A 17,821-nucleotide genomic window follows, 5' to 3' on the forward strand; every position below is an offset into this window, starting at 1 on the left:
TAATCATCCCCGATAAACGCCCCACAAGCCTTTCCCGCTGAAAAACAATTTATTGCCTTTTTTAGTATAACATCGATTAGCATATTTCTGTTCGAAATCCATGACGGATTGACAGTAATTTTAAAGAAAAAAGAGCCGTAAATACTTACGGCTCTCAAAAGGCTTTTTTATTTTATTCTAGAACAGCTTGCTGTCCTTAATTATCTTAGTCGACCAACCTATCAACGATGGCAATTGCCTTGTCGATATCTTCCTTCGTTGCGGTCAGATGCGGTCTGAAACGAATACTACGATCGCCACAGCCTAAAATCAACATCTTCTCGCCCATCGCTTTCGCTACCAAGGCATCGCGCTCTTTGTCTGTAGGTAAATCAAATGCGCAAAGCAAGCCTTTACCGCGTACCGCAGTGATACTTGGATGTTTTTTTGCAAGGATATTTAATTGTTCTATCAAATATGCCCCCAATACAGCTGCTTTTTCTACCAAGTTCTCTTGCTCGATGATTTCTAAAATCAAACGGAAGCGAACCATATCAACCAAATTACCACCGAACGTCGAGTTAATACGGCTTGACTCTTTGAATACATGGTTTTCCACGCGATCAAATTTCTCTTTATTCGCCAAAATTCCACATACTTGGGTCTTCTTACCAAAAGAGATCACATCAGGAATAATGCCTAAGTGCTCATAGCACCACATTTTACCCGTCATCGCGATACCAGTCTGTACCTCGTCTAAGATTAATATAATATCATTCTTATCGCAGATCTCACGCAGCTTCTGGAAAAACTCATTGCGGAAATGGTTATCTCCACCTTCTGCCTGTATAGGCTCGATGATTAAGCATGCGATATCCGCTGGGTTTTTCGCAATAGCAGCCTCAATTTCTTGAATGGCTTGCTCTTCTGCCTTGATGGCATCATTTACAGACTCCTCAGTCAATGGAAACTGCAGCCTCGGATTGCTGATTCTTGGCCAATCGAATTTCGGAAAGTACATGTACTTTCGCGGATCCTTCGTATTTGTTAAGGACAAAGTATAGCCGGAACGGCCGTGGAATGCCTGCTTAAAGTGAATTACTTGGCTCGCCTCTTGCTCGATACCCTTGCTTAAGTTCAATCTAGTTTTCCAATCGAATGCTGCTTTCAATGCGTTTTCAACCGCCAAAGCTCCGCCATCGATGAAAAAACAATACCTTAATTCTTTAGGAATACCTACGCGCTCGAAGGTGTCCAAGAAATCGGCATATTCTCTAGGGTATACGTCCGATAGAGCCAACTTATTGATGGCAGACTGCTTCAGCGCATCTGCATTTTTTAAAATATGAGGATGGTTGTAACCAACAGGGGAGGAAGCAAACATGCTGAACATATCTAAATACTCGTTCCCATCAACATCCACAATATAGGAGCCGTGCGACTTCTCCAAGTCAATAACTACCGGTAGGCCGTCGGCAAGAATATGCTTCGCTAATCTTTGATGTGTCTCTCTCATAATGCTTATAAATCAAATTTAATCCCTTGTGCCAAAGGAAGGTTAGTCGTATAGTTAATGGTATTCGTTTGACGGCGCATATAAACTTTCCATGCGTCCGATCCAGATTCACGACCACCGCCGGTTTCTTTCTCTCCGCCGAAAGCTCCGCCGATTTCAGCACCCGAAGTACCAATGTTAACATTCGCAATACCACAGTCTGAACCATTCTGACTTAAGAAAAGCTCCGACTCGCGAACGCTGTTCGTCATGATCGCAGAGGATAAACCTTGTTTTACACCATTTTGTAAGGCAATAGCCTCCTCCAATTCGCCTTTGTATTTTATTAAATAAAGGATTGGGGCGAAGGTCTCATGCTGAACAATCTCATAATGGTTCTCTACCTCGGCAATAACCGGCGTAACGTAGCAACCGCTTTCATAACCCTTCCCTTTCAACACTTCTCCCTTCGTTAAAAGCTTGCCGCCTTCTTCCTTAATTTTTTCTAAAGCATTCAAATACATATCAACAGCATCAGTATCAATTAATGGTCCCATGTGATGTTTAATATCTAAAGGATCACCGATTTTAATCTGCTTATAGGCATCCACTAAAGATTTTTTCACCTTATCATAAATGCTCTCATGAATAATCAAGCGTCTTGTGCTGGTACAACGTTGTCCTGCAGTTCCTACGGCTCCGAATACCGCACCAATAATCGTCATCTTCAGATCAGCGCTTGGCGTCACGATGATGGCGTTGTTTCCGCCTAATTCTAACAGCGATTTGCCCAGACGTTGTGCTACGGTCGTCGCCACGATCTTACCCATGCGGGTAGAACCCGTCGCTGATACCAATGGAATGCGCTCATCGGATGATATCCATTCTCCAACTTCCTTGTCGCCAGTAACGATCGAAGAAATGCCCTCCGGCAATTTATTCGCTTTTAAGATGTCGGCTATGATTTTCTGACATGCAACCGCACACAAAGGCGTTTTCTCGCTCGCCTTCCAAACCACAACATCGCCACATACTAATGCTAATGCTGCGTTCCACGCCCAAACAGCAACAGGGAAATTGAAAGCCGTGATGATACCAACAATTCCTAGCGGATGATATTGGTCGTACATACGGTGCCCCGGACGCTCCGAGTGGATGGTGTTTCCATATAACTGTCTCGATAAACCAACCGCAAAGTCACAGATGTCGATCATTTCCTGAACCTCACCCATACCTTCTTGGTATGATTTACCCATCTCGTAAGACACAAGTTTGCCCAATAAAGGTTTTACTTCTCGCAGTTTTTCGCCCAATTGCCTAACAATCTCTCCGCGCTTCGGTGCAGGGATATCTCGCCATTCCAATTTAGCCTTCTCTGCTTCCTGCATCACTTTTTCATATTCCTTTTTGGTACTGCTTTGAACCTTCGCTATCAGCTTTCCGTTGGTTGGCGAGTATGACGCTATCAATCCTCCTTTTGAAAACCACTTGCTACCTGTACTTGTGCCCAAGTTTTCTACTTCTATTCCTAGTGCTTTTAATTCTTTGGATGTCATATGTTGGTTTATATTATTCGAAATTTGACTAAATATAGAGAATATAATTTATTATTTATATTAAATTATCGAATTATATGAATTTTGTTGTCCCCAATTCCGAAGAAAACTCAATCTTCAGAGAAACTGCTAAGTGCTTGAGATAAAGATTATAACAAAGTTTGCTTCCCTGAAAACATCAACAAACCAACAGTAAACACATAGAACCGTCAAAAAATTAGTGATAGCAGTCATTTTCGAAACGTTCACCACATCTTATATTTAACTTTACTATGTGCCTAATCAAAAGGAGGCGCATAAATACGAAACCTCCATTATAAAAAGAACTAAAAAAATAATGAAAGCACAAAGGAATAACCCTTTATAAAAACAATACACTTGCGCTAATATTTAACATAGCAAAGGCGACATACTCTAAAATCTAAAGTCTTATATCTAATATCTAACGTCTAATATCTAACCATGGTTGACTACTTTAAAATCGAAGACCTTCTTTCGGCAGAACATATCTTAATTCGCGATGCTATTCGCGACTTTGTAAACTTAGAAATACGTCCTGAAATAGATCATTTTGCACAGGAGCATAAGGAAATTCCCAATCTGATGAAGAAGTTGGGGGAAGTCGGTGCGCTCGGTCCTTTTATTCCACAGGAATACGGTGGGGCAGGACTTGATTATCTAGCCTATGGTCTTATCATGCAAGAACTGGAAGCGGGCGACTCGGCGATACGCTCTGCAGCGTCCGTGCAATCGTCGCTCGTAATGTATCCTATTTATTCCTTCGGGTCCGAAGAACAACGAAAGAAATATCTACCTGCCTTAGGCGCAGGAGAATTTATTGGTGCTTTTGGCCTAACAGAACCTAATCACGGATCGGACCCCGGAAGTATGGAAACTAGATTAACGCCTGATGGGGATGGTTTCCGACTACATGGTTCTAAAATGTGGATCACGAATGCGCCGATATGTGATGTAGCCGTTGTATGGGCGCGTGATCATGAGGATAAAGTTCGTGGTGTAATCGTTGAGCGGAAGATGGAAGGATTTTCTACACCCGAAACATTGAACAAATGGTCTTTGCGTGCGTCAAAGACTGGCGAGCTTGTTTTCGATCAGGTGTATATTCCTAAAGAGTATGTGCTGCCGCATGTTCAAAGTATGCGCGGACCGCTATCTTGCTTAAACTCCGCGCGCTACGGTATTTCTTGGGGCGCCATCGGTGCAGCAATAGACTGCTATGAGGTGGCCTTGAAGTACGCCAAAGAACGGGAACAATTCGGCAAACCGATCGCGTCCTTCCAATTGCAACAAAAGAAATTGGCAGAAATGCTGACTGAGATCACAAAAGCGCAGCTCCTTTCCTGGCGCCTGGCAACCTTGAGGAACAATGACCAAGCGAGCCCGCAACAAATTTCAATGGCGAAGCGCAATAATGTGCATATGGCATTGCAGGTGGCACGTGAAGCGCGCCAAGTGCTCGGTGCAATGGGAATCGTTGGCGACTATCCGATTATGCGCCACATGATGAACCTGGAGTCGGTAATAACCTATGAGGGTACTCATGATGTACATTTATTGATCACCGGACAAGATATAACGGGTATCAGCGCCTTCCAATAGTGCTATCTATTATAAGGCATATCACTAACCCATCGGAAACCTCGGGTTTTTAAGTCGATATTTTCCATATCTATCTTATTTATATAGATGGATATGGAATCTTTAGACCCGATGTCCCTTAACATGATCCCTGCTTCACGTTTTTCATAGCGAAAATGCTGAGTTGGCTCTCCCGCCTTCCCAATAATCTTGATTTCTTTATTAAGGCTGTCGCTCGTCATCTGATAGGTGCGACTTTTCATCTCCGCATCGCGGACGATCAGTGATTGCTCGTTGATGAAGATCAGAAAATGCCAGTCATCTGGAATCCGAAGTTTCTTCCGGTTCTCATATTCGCGCAGCGGTAAATAGTAAACGCCATAAAGATCGCTCTCTGTTTGTATGAATTGCTTGATAAACTTATCAGCCCTTATAATACTTTGCACGGCAGGTGCGACGGTTGCAAGGAGCATAATTACTTTTATCGATATCAAACTTATTCGCTTCCAGCGTGCATTAAGTTGCAGGCTCGGCGGAGGGCTGAGCGAAATAGCTTTTCCTTGTATAAGCAGTTTGTAGAATTTGCTGATGTTCGGACCTAATAGATATAGAGAAAATAATACCAGAGTTGTCGAGAGCATCTTGACGGGCACATCATAGAAATAATTAGTCGCCATCACGTTGATACTAACACCTAGGGTAATGATTGCCCCGATCGTCATCGTCTTCCTAAACAATAACAAAACGCCCAACATCTCAGCGATACCTATCATTATATTATAAGGATGCGATGCGCCGTAGAATGCCCAAGCCAAGCCCATAGGCGAATATTGATATAGCGGCTCCGTCAGTTTATATAAGGTAGGGAAGGGGAACTGCCCCTGAAAGAGCTTGATAACTCCATAGTTGAACATGGTGATGCCAACATAATATCGTAGAAGCACCGTTAACCAGTAATAGAGTTTCGGATATTCTCTGTTTTTCCGATCAACGAGCGACCAAACTATACAAGCAATAATAGATAGCAGCAATATCAATAGTAAGATCAGCCAATGCACGGTGCTGTCGCCGCTACCATTCCTATAATAAGGAACGGTTTGATTCAGGTCTAGCCATCCTGCAGTCATGCCCTTCATGAACCCGATTATTGCGTCGCCCATCAAGGGAACGAAAGGAGTAAGAAAGAGGAACGTATGATTATTGAACAGCAGGATAAATAATAGAAAGAGAATAAAGCAGAACCTAAAGAATATAGGTTGTTTCGGAAACATACGCGTGGCAGTGATATCGTTGTCGGTATTCATGTTTGGTTAGTAAGTAGGTTAAATATAATAGATGTCTGTGGGAATAGCTGCGGTCGCATTTAGATTTAACTTTTTTTAAGAGCTGGATTGGGCTGGTTGAAATGGGGGTGTTGTTTTTTTTCCTTGGATCAGGAAAGGAAGGGAATTTTGTCTTTGAACCAGGAAAGGAAGGATTTAAGGATTGGCAGGATCGGGCGTACGTTTCCTAAAAGATATATAATCGATCCCTTTATCCACCGCCATACCCGATCCTGCTCATCCTTGCATCCTTCCTTTCCTGGTTCAGACGAAACACTTCAAAAATGGATTAGCACCCTGTTGGCCTCTTTCAATTTTCGAACTGTCCAGGCTGTAATATTCTATAACTTGCCTTTTTTGTCTTGAACCAGGAAGGGAAGGATTTAAGGATTGACAGGATCGGGCACACGTTTCTTAAAAGATATATAATTGATCTCCTTATCCACCGCCATACCTGATCCTGATCATCCTTGTATCCTTCCTTTCCTGGTTCAGAAACGAACTCATTTTTTCTTTCAACATGATCCTGCTCATCCTTGCATCCTTCCTTTCCTGGTTCAGACAAACGCCGAAAAATCAAAACTTTCTTTCTCCCCTCCTTCAAAGACCAACCCGAAAAGACAAAATCCCCCTTCTAAAACAAAGTTTCAAAGACAGCTCCCCAATCCCCGCCGCACAGCTCCGACGGCTCAGAACCCTTGTTCTCCCAATACAGACCCCATACAGAACCCAATCAAGCCCGCTCGGCAAGGACTCTGATAGGGGAGAGCAAGGTTCCTACAAAAGCTTTGACCCAACCCAAGCCCCTTTCAGGCCCCTTCCAATCCCCCATTTCCCTCCACTAACCCGCAGAACCGCCCCTTCCTACCTATTTCTCGATAAATTATTGCTCACATTGCTAGCGAGTTACGCTATTCCGCTAAAAATATTCGTTTGCAGGTCTTGGAAGTATGGTCAATTTGTCCCTATCTTTGCACCACTCCGCAAGGGAGGGACGGTCGAAACGGCCATGACATCGGGAAGGAAAGAGCAGGATCTGCAGGGTTGAAAAGCACCCAGGATCCACCTCAAAATAAGCCTCAAAAAATATTTTAAAATAAATTTTGCAGATTAAAAAAAAACCTTCTACCTTTGCAGTCCCAACTACGGGGAACGGCTGAGAGCGCAAGGCTCGAAGCTGATAAAACTGAAAGCTTGAGCGCCACGGAAACAAGGCGCACAACATAAGAAAAGCGGAAGCGAGATGCGGAAGCGAAAAGTTCTTTAAGAAATAATGATCATGTAGCGCAGCGAGTAGACGCAAGTCGAAAGTTGAACAAGAAGATTTTTTAAATCAATTCAACCAGATCGGAACCAGGGAAACAGATATTTAAATAAAGACAATTCTATTTATTATAAATAGTCTTGATCTTACACTTCATTTTACAATGGAGAGTTTGATCCTGGCTCAGGATGAACGCTAGCGGCAGGCCTAATACATGCAAGTCGAACGGGATCCATTTGTTAGCTTGCTAACAGATGGTGAGAGTGGCGCACGGGTGCGTAACGCGTGAGCAACCTACCCATATCAGGGGGATAGCCCGAAGAAATTCGGATTAACACCGCATAAGACTACGAGATGGCATCATCAAGTAGTTAAATATTTATAGGATATGGATGGGCTCGCGTGACATTAGCTAGTTGGTGAGGTAACGGCTCACCAAGGCGACGATGTCTAGGGGCTCTGAGAGGAGAATCCCCCACACTGGTACTGAGACACGGACCAGACTCCTACGGGAGGCAGCAGTAAGGAATATTGGTCAATGGACGGAAGTCTGAACCAGCCATGCCGCGTGCAGGATGACTGCCCTATGGGTTGTAAACTGCTTTTGTCGAGGAATAAACCTATCTACGTGTAGATAGCTGAATGTACTCGAAGAATAAGGATCGGCTAACTCCGTGCCAGCAGCCGCGGTAATACGGAGGATCCGAGCGTTATCCGGATTTATTGGGTTTAAAGGGTGCGTAGGCGGCACTTTAAGTCAGGGGTGAAAGACGGCAGCTTAACTGTCGCAGTGCCTTTGATACTGAAGTGCTTGAATGCGGTTGAAGACGGCGGAATGAGACAAGTAGCGGTGAAATGCATAGATATGTCTCAGAACACCGATTGCGAAGGCAGCTGTCTAAGCCGTTATTGACGCTGATGCACGAAAGCGTGGGGATCGAACAGGATTAGATACCCTGGTAGTCCACGCCCTAAACGATGATAACTCGATGTTTGCGATATACAGTAAGCGTCCAAGCGAAAGCGTTAAGTTATCCACCTGGGGAGTACGCCCGCAAGGGTGAAACTCAAAGGAATTGACGGGGGCCCGCACAAGCGGAGGAGCATGTGGTTTAATTCGATGATACGCGAGGAACCTTACCCGGGCTTGAAAGTTACTGAAGGATGCAGAGACGCATCCGTCCTTCGGGACAGGAAACTAGGTGCTGCATGGCTGTCGTCAGCTCGTGCCGTGAGGTGTTGGGTTAAGTCCCGCAACGAGCGCAACCCCTATGTTTAGTTGCCAGCATTTAAGGTGGGGACTCTAAACAGACTGCCTGCGCAAGCAGAGAGGAAGGCGGGGACGACGTCAAGTCATCATGGCCCTTACGTCCGGGGCTACACACGTGCTACAATGGATGGTACAGCGGGCAGCTACATAGCAATATGATGCCAATCTCGAAAAGCCATTCACAGTTCGGATCGGGGTCTGCAACTCGACCCCGTGAAGTTGGATTCGCTAGTAATCGCGTATCAGCAATGACGCGGTGAATACGTTCCCGGGCCTTGTACACACCGCCCGTCAAGCCATGAAAGCTGGGGGTACCTAAAGCATGTAACCGCAAGGAGCGTGTTAGGGTAAAACCGGTAATTGGGGCTAAGTCGTAACAAGGTAGCCGTACCGGAAGGTGCGGCTGGAATACCTCCTTTCTAGAGCCTGATTCCGGCTCGTCTGCGCAACATTTGATCGTTAAAACAAGAAACACATTAGAAGAAAGTACCTGCCCAGCGTAAGTTGGCATGGTATCTTGAGAAGATGAGAATTAAGCTAGTCCCGTAGCTCAGTTGGTTAGAGCACTACACTGATAATGTAGGGGTCAGCAGTTCAAATCTGCTCGGGACTACCATAAGACACACGATGGGGAATTAGCTCAGCTGGCTAGAGCACCTGCCTTGCACGCAGGGGGTCAACGGTTCGAATCCGTTATTCTCCACAAGTCATCGAAGATGACAGATGTGAGACATCAGACAACAGACAATAGAGCCCTTTACGGCGCCCTAGGTCTACGATCTAATATCTGACATCTATTATCTAGCGAAGACAAAGAGTTCTTTGACATATTGGAAGAAAAGAGACACAAGAGAAGACAACAGAAGCTTTTTCTACTTGTAGAACAAGCGAAAGCAACCTATCACTTAGCAAAAGGGGTGATAGTGTGAAGAAAGTAAATAAGGGCACACGGGGGATGCCTAGGCTCTCAGAGGCGATGAAGGACGTGATAAGCTGCGATAAGCTGCGGGGATTGGCAAATGCGATTCGATCCGCAGATTTCCGAATGGGGCAACCTAATATACTGAAGGTATATTGTATAATACGCGAACGCGCCGAACTGAAACATCTAAGTAAGCGTAGGAGGAGAAAATAATAATGATTTCCCAAGTAGTGGCGAGCGAACGGGAAAGAGCCCAAACCTATATTGTTACGGCAATATGGGGGTTGTAGGACCACGACATTGTACTGTGCTATGAACTGGAAGCAGGTGGGAAACTGCGCGATATGGGTGATAGCCCCGTACAGGTAAAGAATACAGGCATAGTGGTATCCTGAGTACCGCGGGACCGGAGAAATCCTGTGGGAATCTGCCAGCACCATCTGGTAAGGCTAAATACTCCTGAGAGACCGATAGTGAACCAGTACCGTGAGGGAAAGGTGAAAAGAACCTCGAACAGAGGAGTGAAAAGAACCTGAAACCGTGTGCTTACAAGCGGTCGGAGCGGACTTGTTCCGTGACGGCGTGCCTTTTGCATAATGAGCCTACGAGTTACTCTTGTCCGGCAAGGTTAATTGATTAAGTCAAGGAGCCGAAGCGAAAGCGAGTCTGAATAGGGCGCATAGTCGGATGAGGTAGACGCGAAACCTTGTGATCTACCCTTGGGCAGGTTGAAGGTGCGGTAACACGTACTGGAGGACCGAACCGATAAACGTTGAAAAGTTTCCGGATGACCTGAGGGTAGGGGTGAAAGGCCAATCAAACTGGGAAATAGCTCGTACTCCCCGAAATGTTTTTAGGAACAGCGTCGGCATTGAGTCTAGCAGAGGTAGAGCTACCGATTGGGTGCGGGGGAGTCAAATCCTACCAAATCCAGACGAACTCCGAATGCTGTTAGATATGGCCGGCAGTGAGGCTTTGGGTGCTAAGGTCCAAGGCCGAGAGGGAAAGAACCCAGACCATCAGCTAAGGTCCCTAAATGTAGTCTAAGTTGAACTAACGAGGTCCGGTTGCCCAGACAGCTAGGATGTTGGCTTGGAAGCAGCCATTCATTTAAAGAGTGCGTAACAGCTCACTAGTCGAGCGACCGGGCGTGGATAATAAACGGGCATCAAGATTACTACCGAAGCTATGGATTGCAATTTATTGCACTGGTAGGGGAGCATTCTATAGGGGGCGAATCCGCAAGGTGACTTGTGGTGGACTTTATAGAAAAGCAAATGTAGGCATAAGTAACGATAAGGCGGGTGAGAAACCCGCCCACCGAAAGACCCAGGTTTCCTGATCAACGCTAATCGGATCAGGGTTAGTCGGGGCCTAAGGCTCATCCGAAAGGAGAACGCCGATGGACAACGGGTTAATATTCCCGTACTGTTGATGACTGCGATGTGGTGACGGAGTAGTGACACTGCCGCGAACTGACGGAATAGTTCGTTGAAGGACGTAGGTATTGGACCGGTAGGCAAATCCGCCGGTCTAGCTGAAATCTGATAGTACAGCAAACCCTCGGGGGCGCTGATAGTGCAGGTAAGCAGACTTCCAAGAAAACCCGCTAAGCTTCAGGTTATCAACACCCGTACCGCAAACCGACACAGGTGGTCGAGGAGAGAATCCTAAGGTGCTCGAGTGAATCATGGCTAAGGAACTCGGCAAAATGGCCCTGTAACTTCGGGAGAAGGGGCGCTTCCTCCAGTGATGGAGAAGCCGCAGTGAAAAGGCCCAGGCGACTGTTTAGCAAAAACATATGGCTTTGCGAAATCGAAAGATGAAGTATAAGGCCTGACACCTGCCCGGTGCTGGAAGGTTAAGAGGGGATGTCATCCGCAAGGAGAAGCATTGAATCGAAGCCCCAGTAAACGGCGGCCGTAACTATAACGGTCCTAAGGTAGCGAAATTCCTTGTCGGGTAAGTTCCGACCTGCACGAATGGTGTAACGATCTGGGCGCTGTCTCAGCCATGAGCTCGGTGAAATTGTGGTATCGGTGAAGACGCCGGTTACCCGCAACGGGACGGAAAGACCCCATGAACCTTCACTATAGCTTAACATTGAAATTGGGTACAGGATGTGTAGGATAGGCGGGAGTATGTGAAGCGGTTTCGCCAGGAATCGTGGATACAACCTTGAAATACCGCCCTTTCTGTATTCGGTTTCTAACTCGGCTGTGCCGAGGACATTGTTTGGTGGGTAGTTTGACTGGGGTGGTCGCCTCCAAAAAGGTAACGGAGGCTTTCAAAGGTAAGCTCAGTACGCTTGGTAACCGTACGAGGAGTGCAATGGCATAAGCTTGCTTGACTGTGAGACCTACAAGTCGACCAGGGTCGAAAGACGGACATAGTGATCCGGTGGTTCTGTATGGAAGGGCCATCGCTCAAAGGATAAAAGGTACTCTGGGGATAACAGGCTGATCTCCCCCAAGAGCTCATATCGACGGGGAGGTTTGGCACCTCGATGTCGGCTCGTCACATCCTGGGGCTGGAGAAGGTCCCAAGGGTTGGGCTGTTCGCCCATTAAAGTGGCACGCGAGCTGGGTTCAGAACGTCGCGAGACAGTTCGGTCCCTATCTGTTGTGGGCGTTGGAAGTTTGAGTGGATCTGACCTTAGTACGAGAGGACCGGGTTGGACGGACCGCTGGTGAACCTGTTATGCCGCCAGGTGTACGGCAGGGTAGCTACGTCCGGGATAGATAAGCGCTGAAAGCATCTAAGTGCGAAACTAGCCACGAGATGAGACTTCCTTATAGGGTCGTTGTAGATGACGACGTTGATAGGTCATAGGTGTAAAGGTTGAGAGACCAAAGCCAAGTGATACTAATAGCCCGAAGCTTTCCAATGCAGATAGTCTGTTGTCCTCTCTCTTTTTGAATCTTTTCTTCCAATAACATGTCAATGTTGGTACTTGCAAAGTGCAGGTTCAACAATAAGATATTCAGGTGCCTATATCGGCGGTGTCCACCTCTTCCCATTCCGAACAGAGAAGTTAAGCCCGCCAGAGCCGATGGTATTGCCGTAACAGGTGGGAGAGTAGGTCGGCGCCTATTTTTATACGAAAAGCTCGTTATCGAAAGATGACGGGCTTTTTTGTTGGTCTAGATTTTAGATGTTAGACATGAGATATTAGAGTAGGGCGCGGATATGGCGCCTTTTTTTTGTGGGTTGTTTTTGCTTGAAAGACGGATTGATAAGGAAAGATGATCTTTTGAGTTGTTTTTGCTTGAAAGGGAAGGAGTAGTAAAGAAAGATGATCTTTTGATCTTTTGATGTTTGTCTTGAACCAGGAAAGGAAGCATTAGAGGAGTGGCAAGATCATGCTAATCTTTTAATCCTTCCTTTCCTGGTTCAGAAAGCATGTCTAATATCTAATGTCTATTAAAGATATCCAGAGAAGCCATGCTCTAATGTCTTATATCTGATAACTATTATCTCCTTTAAACGACTTCGATAATTTTGTTTTAATAATGTAAGGAGAGAAATTATTAAGAAATTATTGGTTTTGTAGATAATTGTTTACAAAATTCGTATATTGCTTCGGGATAAGCGGTAAAATGAGAAATCATCCCATACCGACTACTATGTTTAGTAAATCCCATCCTACTTATACTAGCTATCTATGAAATCAATTAATGTTGCTCTAATAGACGACAGTTCTATTTATCGTGAATTGCTGAAGATGATTCTGCGCTCTGTTCCTGATTACAAGTTTAATATATTGTTTGAAGCTGAAACGTTAGTGGGTATAGAAGATAATAAACAATATCATGAAGAATTGGATGTGATTCTTTTAGACATCATGATGCCTGATATTGATGGTGTCACCGGGATTCCTATTCTACAAGACTTATTTCCTACTAGTTCAATTATCATGGTTTCGGATGTTGAAAGTCCGGAGGTAAAGGAGGAGTGCATTGAGAAGGGAGCGATGAGTTATATTATCAAGAGTGCGGTGCAAACTAGGCTTGCTCCAGAGATTATTGCGTATTGCAACAATTAAGTATATAACATATATTTAAAGAAAGGTCGGTATTTATATATCGACCTATTTTGTTTTATAAGAGCCTTATTTTATTGGATCTTGTGTTTTTCACTTTTAAGCGTGAAAGCACTATAATAACATTATTACATAAGCGTATCGCCTTTTTTTCCTAATTTACTGATTGTTATAACGACTCAACTTAATCGTACGGAAATTATTTTCCAAGACTTATGAAAAAGAAAACACTGATTATTGTTCTGGTAGCTCTGGCTGTACTAGGGGGTATGATTTTCTACCGGATTAGCAGTAATAAAGAAAAAGACGCCAAGAATGCCGGTCCAAGAGGCGGGGGGCGATCCGCTGCTAAGGTATATGGAAAAGTAATTCAAGGACAAACTTTCTCGGACTTTTTAACGCTATCGGGCTCGATTGAAGCGGACGAACAGATCGAATTGCATACAGAAATCTCCGGTATTGTGGAGTCCATTAATTTTTCGGAAGGTGGGCGTGTGGGCAACGGACAGGTGTTGATTACGTTAAATGATGCGGAGCTACAAGCTCAGCTTGCACAAGCAAGAACGAGGAATAACCTTGCCGCAGAGAATGAGCGCCGGGCAAAGCTTCTTCTCGAAAAGGAAGCAATCAGTCAGGAGGAATACGATATCGCGAGTGCTGATTTTCGTACTGCTCAATCTCAAATCCAACTCATCCAAGCTCAGTTGAGCAAAACAGTTATTCGTGCTCCTTTTTCCGGAACTATCGGCTTACGTAATATCTCCAAAGGAAGTTATATTACCCCAGCGACTAGTATTGCAAAGCTTGTCAATATGAATCGCCTCAAGGTATCCTTTTCCATTCCTGAGAAATATGCCAATAAAGTACGCGTTGGAAGTCAGATTAAATTTGATGTTCAAGGTGTTGAAGGTGATTTTTCCGCTAAGATTTATGCTACGGAACCTTCAGTAGAAGCGAATACTAGAACACTATTGGTGAAAGCCATTTCTACGAATACTGGAAATCAACTTATACCTGGTACTTTCGCCAATATCGTCTTTCCTTTAGAAACTATTGATAACGGGTTACTAGTTCCAGCCGAAGCCTTAATACCTATTCAGAATGGAAAGAAAATCTTCGTGATGAAGAATGGTTTAGCGACGGAGGTTTTGGTTGAAACCGGCGCAAGAACAGACGCAGATATCCTGATTACATCAGGACTTAATCCTGGTGATACTGTATTGACTTCTGGAGTTATGGCGCTTAGGAATGGAACACCTGTACAAGTGACGCTGCGATAAGAAAGGAAAAATGAGTTTATCTACCATAAGTATCAAAAGGCCCGTTCTGGCCATCGTCATGAATCTCGTGCTGATCCTGTTTGGAATCATCGGCTACACCTTTTTGGGGGTCCGGGAATACCCGTCCATTGATCCTGCGCAGATTTCAGTCCGTACGAGCTATGCCGGAGCCAATGCTGATATCATCGAATCGCAGATTACCGAACCTTTAGAAAAGTCGATCAACTCCATTGATGGTATCCGTAATATCTCTTCCTCTTCCAATCAAGGTTCTAGTAATATCACCATAGAATTCAATTTAGGGAAGAACCTAGAGGAAGCTGCCAATGATGTTCGTGATAAAGTATCTCAAGCGCAGCGAAATCTACCTCAGGATATTGATGCTGCACCGGTCGTGTCCAAAGCTGATGCCGACTCTGAGCCGATCATCACCATGACCATGCAAAGTGCAACACGGAATGTACTTGAACTATCAGATTATGCTGAGAATGTTATAGCCCAACGTCTGCAAACTATACCGGGCGTAAGTTCTGTCCAGATATGGGGACAGCGTAAATATGCGATGCGTCTATGGATAGACCCGAATAAGCTTGCTTCTTACGGATTGACCGTATTGGATGTTCGTGCAGCATTGAATACACAGAATGTCGAGTTGCCATCCGGTAAACTTACAGGAGCTAATACCGAGCTTGCCATTAAAACTATTGGTAACCTTGCTTCCGAAGAGGAGTTTAATAATATCATCATCCGCGCAGACAATAACCGTGTGGTTAAATTAGGCGATGTGGGGAATGCTGCTTTAGAAGCTGAGAATTTCGAAACAAAGATGTCGGATTCCGGATACCCGATGGTGAGTTTAGCCATTATACCACAGCCAGGAACCAACTATCTAGAGATTGCCGAACAATTCTATAAAGAATACGATAAACTGCAGAACGAATTGCCGGAAGGCTTCGAACTCAATATTGCTATCGATAATACGCTCTTCGTGAAGAAAGCCGTTTTGGAAGTAGTAGAAACGCTCTTGATCGCTATTGTATTAGTAGTATTGATTATCTACATCTTCTTCCGTAATTGGTCGATTGCCTTCAGGCCTTTGATTGATATTCCCGTATCCCTAATAGCTACATTCTTTATCATGTATTTATGTGGGTTCTCCATCAACGTATTGACTTTGTTGGCCATTGTACTCGCAACGGGTCTGGTGGTGGACGACGGTATTGTCGTAACGGAGAACATCTTCAAAAAGGTAGAAGAAGGGATGTCGCCAATACAGGCAGCGATCAAAGGATCCAATGAGATCTTCTTTGCCGTTATTTCGATCTCCATCACCCTAGCGGCCGTATTCCTACCTGTTATCTTCTTAGAAGGCTTCGTAGGGCGGTTGTTTCGAGAGTTTGGGGTCGTCATCGGGGCGGCCGTCCTCATATCGGCTTTCGTATCATTGACCTTGACCCCGATGCTGAATGCTTACCTGATGAAAGGCGGTGAGCAAAAGAAATCTAAATTCTATATGCGGACAGAGAAGTACTTCGAAATGATGAATACCGAATATGCCGGCGCGTTAAAAGGCTTTCTAAACCATAGATGGCTAAGTTTTGCCACTATTATCGGCTGTTTCGCATTGATCTACTTGTTTTACCAACTCTTACCGAAAGAAACCGCTCCTTATGATGATAGAAGTTATATCAGTTTAAGAGTCACAGCACCAGAGGGTGTCTCGTATGACTATATGGATCGTTTCATGACCGATCTGACCATGTTGATCAATGATTCGGTACCTGAGAAGAAGGTAAGCTTGGTGATTACTTCTCCAGGCTTCGGATCTGCTTCTTCCAACTCAGGATTTGTGAGGTTGGGATTAGTGCAGCCGGACGAACGCGAGCGAAGCCAAGCGGAGATCGCTGACGACCTATCCCGATTAACACGGGGCTATTCAGAAGGACGTGTCGCTGTTTCGCAGCAACCGACCATCTCAGTCAACCGACGTGGAGGTTTGCCAATACAGTACATCATCCAAGCACCTAACTTCCAAAAACTGGAAGAGAAGATTCCGGAATTTATGGAAGAATTGTCGAAAGAGAATACTTTCTCGATGACCGATGTGAACTTGAAATTCAATAAGCCGGAGGTATATGTATCGATTGATCGTGAAAAAGCACAGACACTTGGTGTGTCGGTCTTGGACGTTGCACAAACCTTACAGATGTCTTTAGCTGGACAGCGCTTTGGCTACTTCATGATGAATGGTAAGCAATATCAGGTGATGGGACAGTTTGACCGTGCTGATCGTGCTACACCAATGGATTTGGCTGCTATTTTCGTTAAGAACAATCGCGGCGAGCTGATACAGTTGGATAATATCGTTGAGCTAGAAGAGCGCAGCAGTCCGCCACAACTTTACCATAACAACCGTTATATGTCGGCGACGGTGTCTGCTGGTCTCGCTCCGGGACGAAGCATGGGTGACGGTATTGATGCGATGGAACGGGTTAAAGAAAAAGTATTGGACGAAACCTTTACCACCGACTTAGGCGGTGAATCGCGAGATTTTGTAGAGAGTGGATCGAATACGATGTTCGCATTCGGGTTAGCAGTGTTACTGATCTTTCTAATCCTAGCAGCGCAGTTCGAGAGCTTCATCGATCCAATTATCATCTTGATCACCGTGCCGATGGCGGTGGCAGGAGCGATGTTTTCTTTATGGCTATTCGGACAGTCCTGGAACATCTTTAGTCAGATCGGAACCATTATGTTGATCGGGCTTGTGACGAAGAACGGTATCCTGATTGTTGAATTTGCCAATCAATTACGAGAACAAGGCTATAAAAAATACGAAGCGGTCGTGGTCGCTTCGGAATCACGCTTAAGACCTATCCTAATGACCTCTTTAGCAATTGCGTTAGGCGCATTGCCGATTGCGCTGTCTTTAGGCGCCGCATCGACCAGTCGTATGGGTATGGGGGTCGTAATTGTTGGCGGAACGATGTTCTCCCTAGTGTTAACTTTGTTCGTTATCCCGGCATTCTACCTGATGCTATCCAGAGATAAGAAGCCACATCCAGAATTTGAAAATATTGAAGAATAATAAC

General features: G+C 45.0%; 7 protein-coding genes, 2 tRNA genes and 3 rRNA genes. 9 read left to right on the forward strand and 3 right to left on the reverse strand.

Going from position 1 to position 17,821, the window contains the following annotated elements; genetic code table 11:
* Nucleotides 1-205: 205 nt before the first annotated feature.
* Nucleotides 206-1,495 (reverse strand): L-lysine 6-transaminase, encoded by a 1,290-nt coding sequence (gene lat / locus DSM08_RS03075; RefSeq protein ID WP_187773968.1) that lies wholly within the window; start codon nt 1,493-1,495, stop codon nt 206-208.
* Nucleotides 1,496-1,500: 5 nt separating this feature from the next.
* A complete protein-coding gene (gene amaB / locus DSM08_RS03080) occupies nt 1,501-3,030 on the reverse strand; it encodes an L-piperidine-6-carboxylate dehydrogenase (RefSeq protein WP_149524770.1) in 1,530 nt (509 codons plus the stop codon).
* Between the two features lie 462 nt (nt 3,031-3,492).
* On the opposite strand from amaB, the gene DSM08_RS03085 reads away from it, so the two are divergent.
* A complete protein-coding gene (locus tag DSM08_RS03085) occupies nt 3,493-4,650 on the forward strand; it encodes an acyl-CoA dehydrogenase family protein (protein ID WP_149524771.1) in 1,158 nt (385 codons plus the stop codon).
* Between the two features lie 2 nt (nt 4,651-4,652).
* On the opposite strand, the gene DSM08_RS03090 is transcribed toward DSM08_RS03085, so the two are convergent.
* The gene (locus tag DSM08_RS03090; RefSeq protein ID WP_149524772.1) at nt 4,653-5,933 is read right to left on the reverse strand and encodes a hypothetical protein; all 1,281 of its coding nucleotides are present in this window, start codon (nt 5,931-5,933) and stop codon (nt 4,653-4,655) included.
* Between the two features lie 1,442 nt (nt 5,934-7,375).
* On the opposite strand from DSM08_RS03090, the gene DSM08_RS03095 reads away from it, so the two are divergent.
* The 8 genes from DSM08_RS03095 (at nt 7,376) to DSM08_RS03130 (ending at nt 17,817) form a co-directional block, all read left to right on the forward strand.
* Nucleotides 7,376-8,904 (forward strand): 16S ribosomal RNA (locus tag DSM08_RS03095).
* Nucleotides 8,905-9,024: 120 nt separating this feature from the next.
* Nucleotides 9,025-9,101: transfer RNA gene (locus tag DSM08_RS03100), tRNA-Ile, on the forward strand.
* A 13-nt stretch (nt 9,102-9,114) separates the two neighbouring features.
* Nucleotides 9,115-9,188, forward strand: a tRNA-Ala gene (locus tag DSM08_RS03105).
* A 225-nt stretch (nt 9,189-9,413) separates the two neighbouring features.
* Nucleotides 9,414-12,295, forward strand: a 23S ribosomal RNA gene (locus tag DSM08_RS03110).
* A gap of 95 nt (nt 12,296-12,390) precedes the next feature.
* Nucleotides 12,391-12,502, forward strand: a 5S ribosomal RNA gene (rrf, locus tag DSM08_RS03115).
* Together the 16S, 23S and 5S rRNA genes with 2 tRNA genes alongside form the textbook arrangement of a ribosomal RNA operon.
* Nucleotides 12,503-13,071: 569 nt before the next feature.
* Nucleotides 13,072-13,452, forward strand: a complete 381-nt coding sequence (locus DSM08_RS03120; RefSeq protein ID WP_149524773.1) for a response regulator — start codon at nt 13,072-13,074, stop codon at nt 13,450-13,452.
* Nucleotides 13,453-13,664: 212 nt separating this feature from the next.
* On the forward strand, nt 13,665-14,729 hold the full coding sequence (locus DSM08_RS03125; RefSeq protein WP_149524774.1) for an efflux RND transporter periplasmic adaptor subunit: 1,065 nt from the start codon (nt 13,665-13,667) through the stop codon (nt 14,727-14,729).
* Between the two features lie 10 nt (nt 14,730-14,739).
* On the forward strand, nt 14,740-17,817 hold the full coding sequence (locus tag DSM08_RS03130) for an efflux RND transporter permease subunit (RefSeq protein WP_149524775.1): 3,078 nt from the start codon (nt 14,740-14,742) through the stop codon (nt 17,815-17,817).
* Nucleotides 17,818-17,821: the final 4 nt, after the last annotated feature.

Source organism: Sphingobacterium hotanense, from assembly GCF_008274825.1.
Lineage (GTDB): Bacteria > Bacteroidota > Bacteroidia > Sphingobacteriales > Sphingobacteriaceae > Sphingobacterium > Sphingobacterium hotanense.

What these genes read in the sequence shown, in the direction of transcription:
- DSM08_RS03130 (WP_149524775.1), top strand. Translation starts at nt 14,740, where the DNA reads ATGAGTTTATCTACCATAAGTATCAAAAGGCCCGTTCTGGCCATCGTC.
- DSM08_RS03090 (WP_149524772.1), bottom strand. Translation starts at nt 5,933, where the DNA reads ATGAATACCGACAACGATATCACTGCCACGCGTATGTTTCCGAAACAA.
- DSM08_RS03120 (WP_149524773.1), top strand. Translation starts at nt 13,072, where the DNA reads ATGAAATCAATTAATGTTGCTCTAATAGACGACAGTTCTATTTATCGT.
- amaB (WP_149524770.1), bottom strand. Translation starts at nt 3,030, where the DNA reads ATGACATCCAAAGAATTAAAAGCACTAGGAATAGAAGTAGAAAACTTG.
- DSM08_RS03085 (WP_149524771.1), top strand. Translation starts at nt 3,493, where the DNA reads ATGGTTGACTACTTTAAAATCGAAGACCTTCTTTCGGCAGAACATATC.
- DSM08_RS03125 (WP_149524774.1), top strand. Translation starts at nt 13,665, where the DNA reads ATGAAAAAGAAAACACTGATTATTGTTCTGGTAGCTCTGGCTGTACTA.
- lat (WP_187773968.1), bottom strand. Translation starts at nt 1,495, where the DNA reads ATGAGAGAGACACATCAAAGATTAGCGAAGCATATTCTTGCCGACGGC.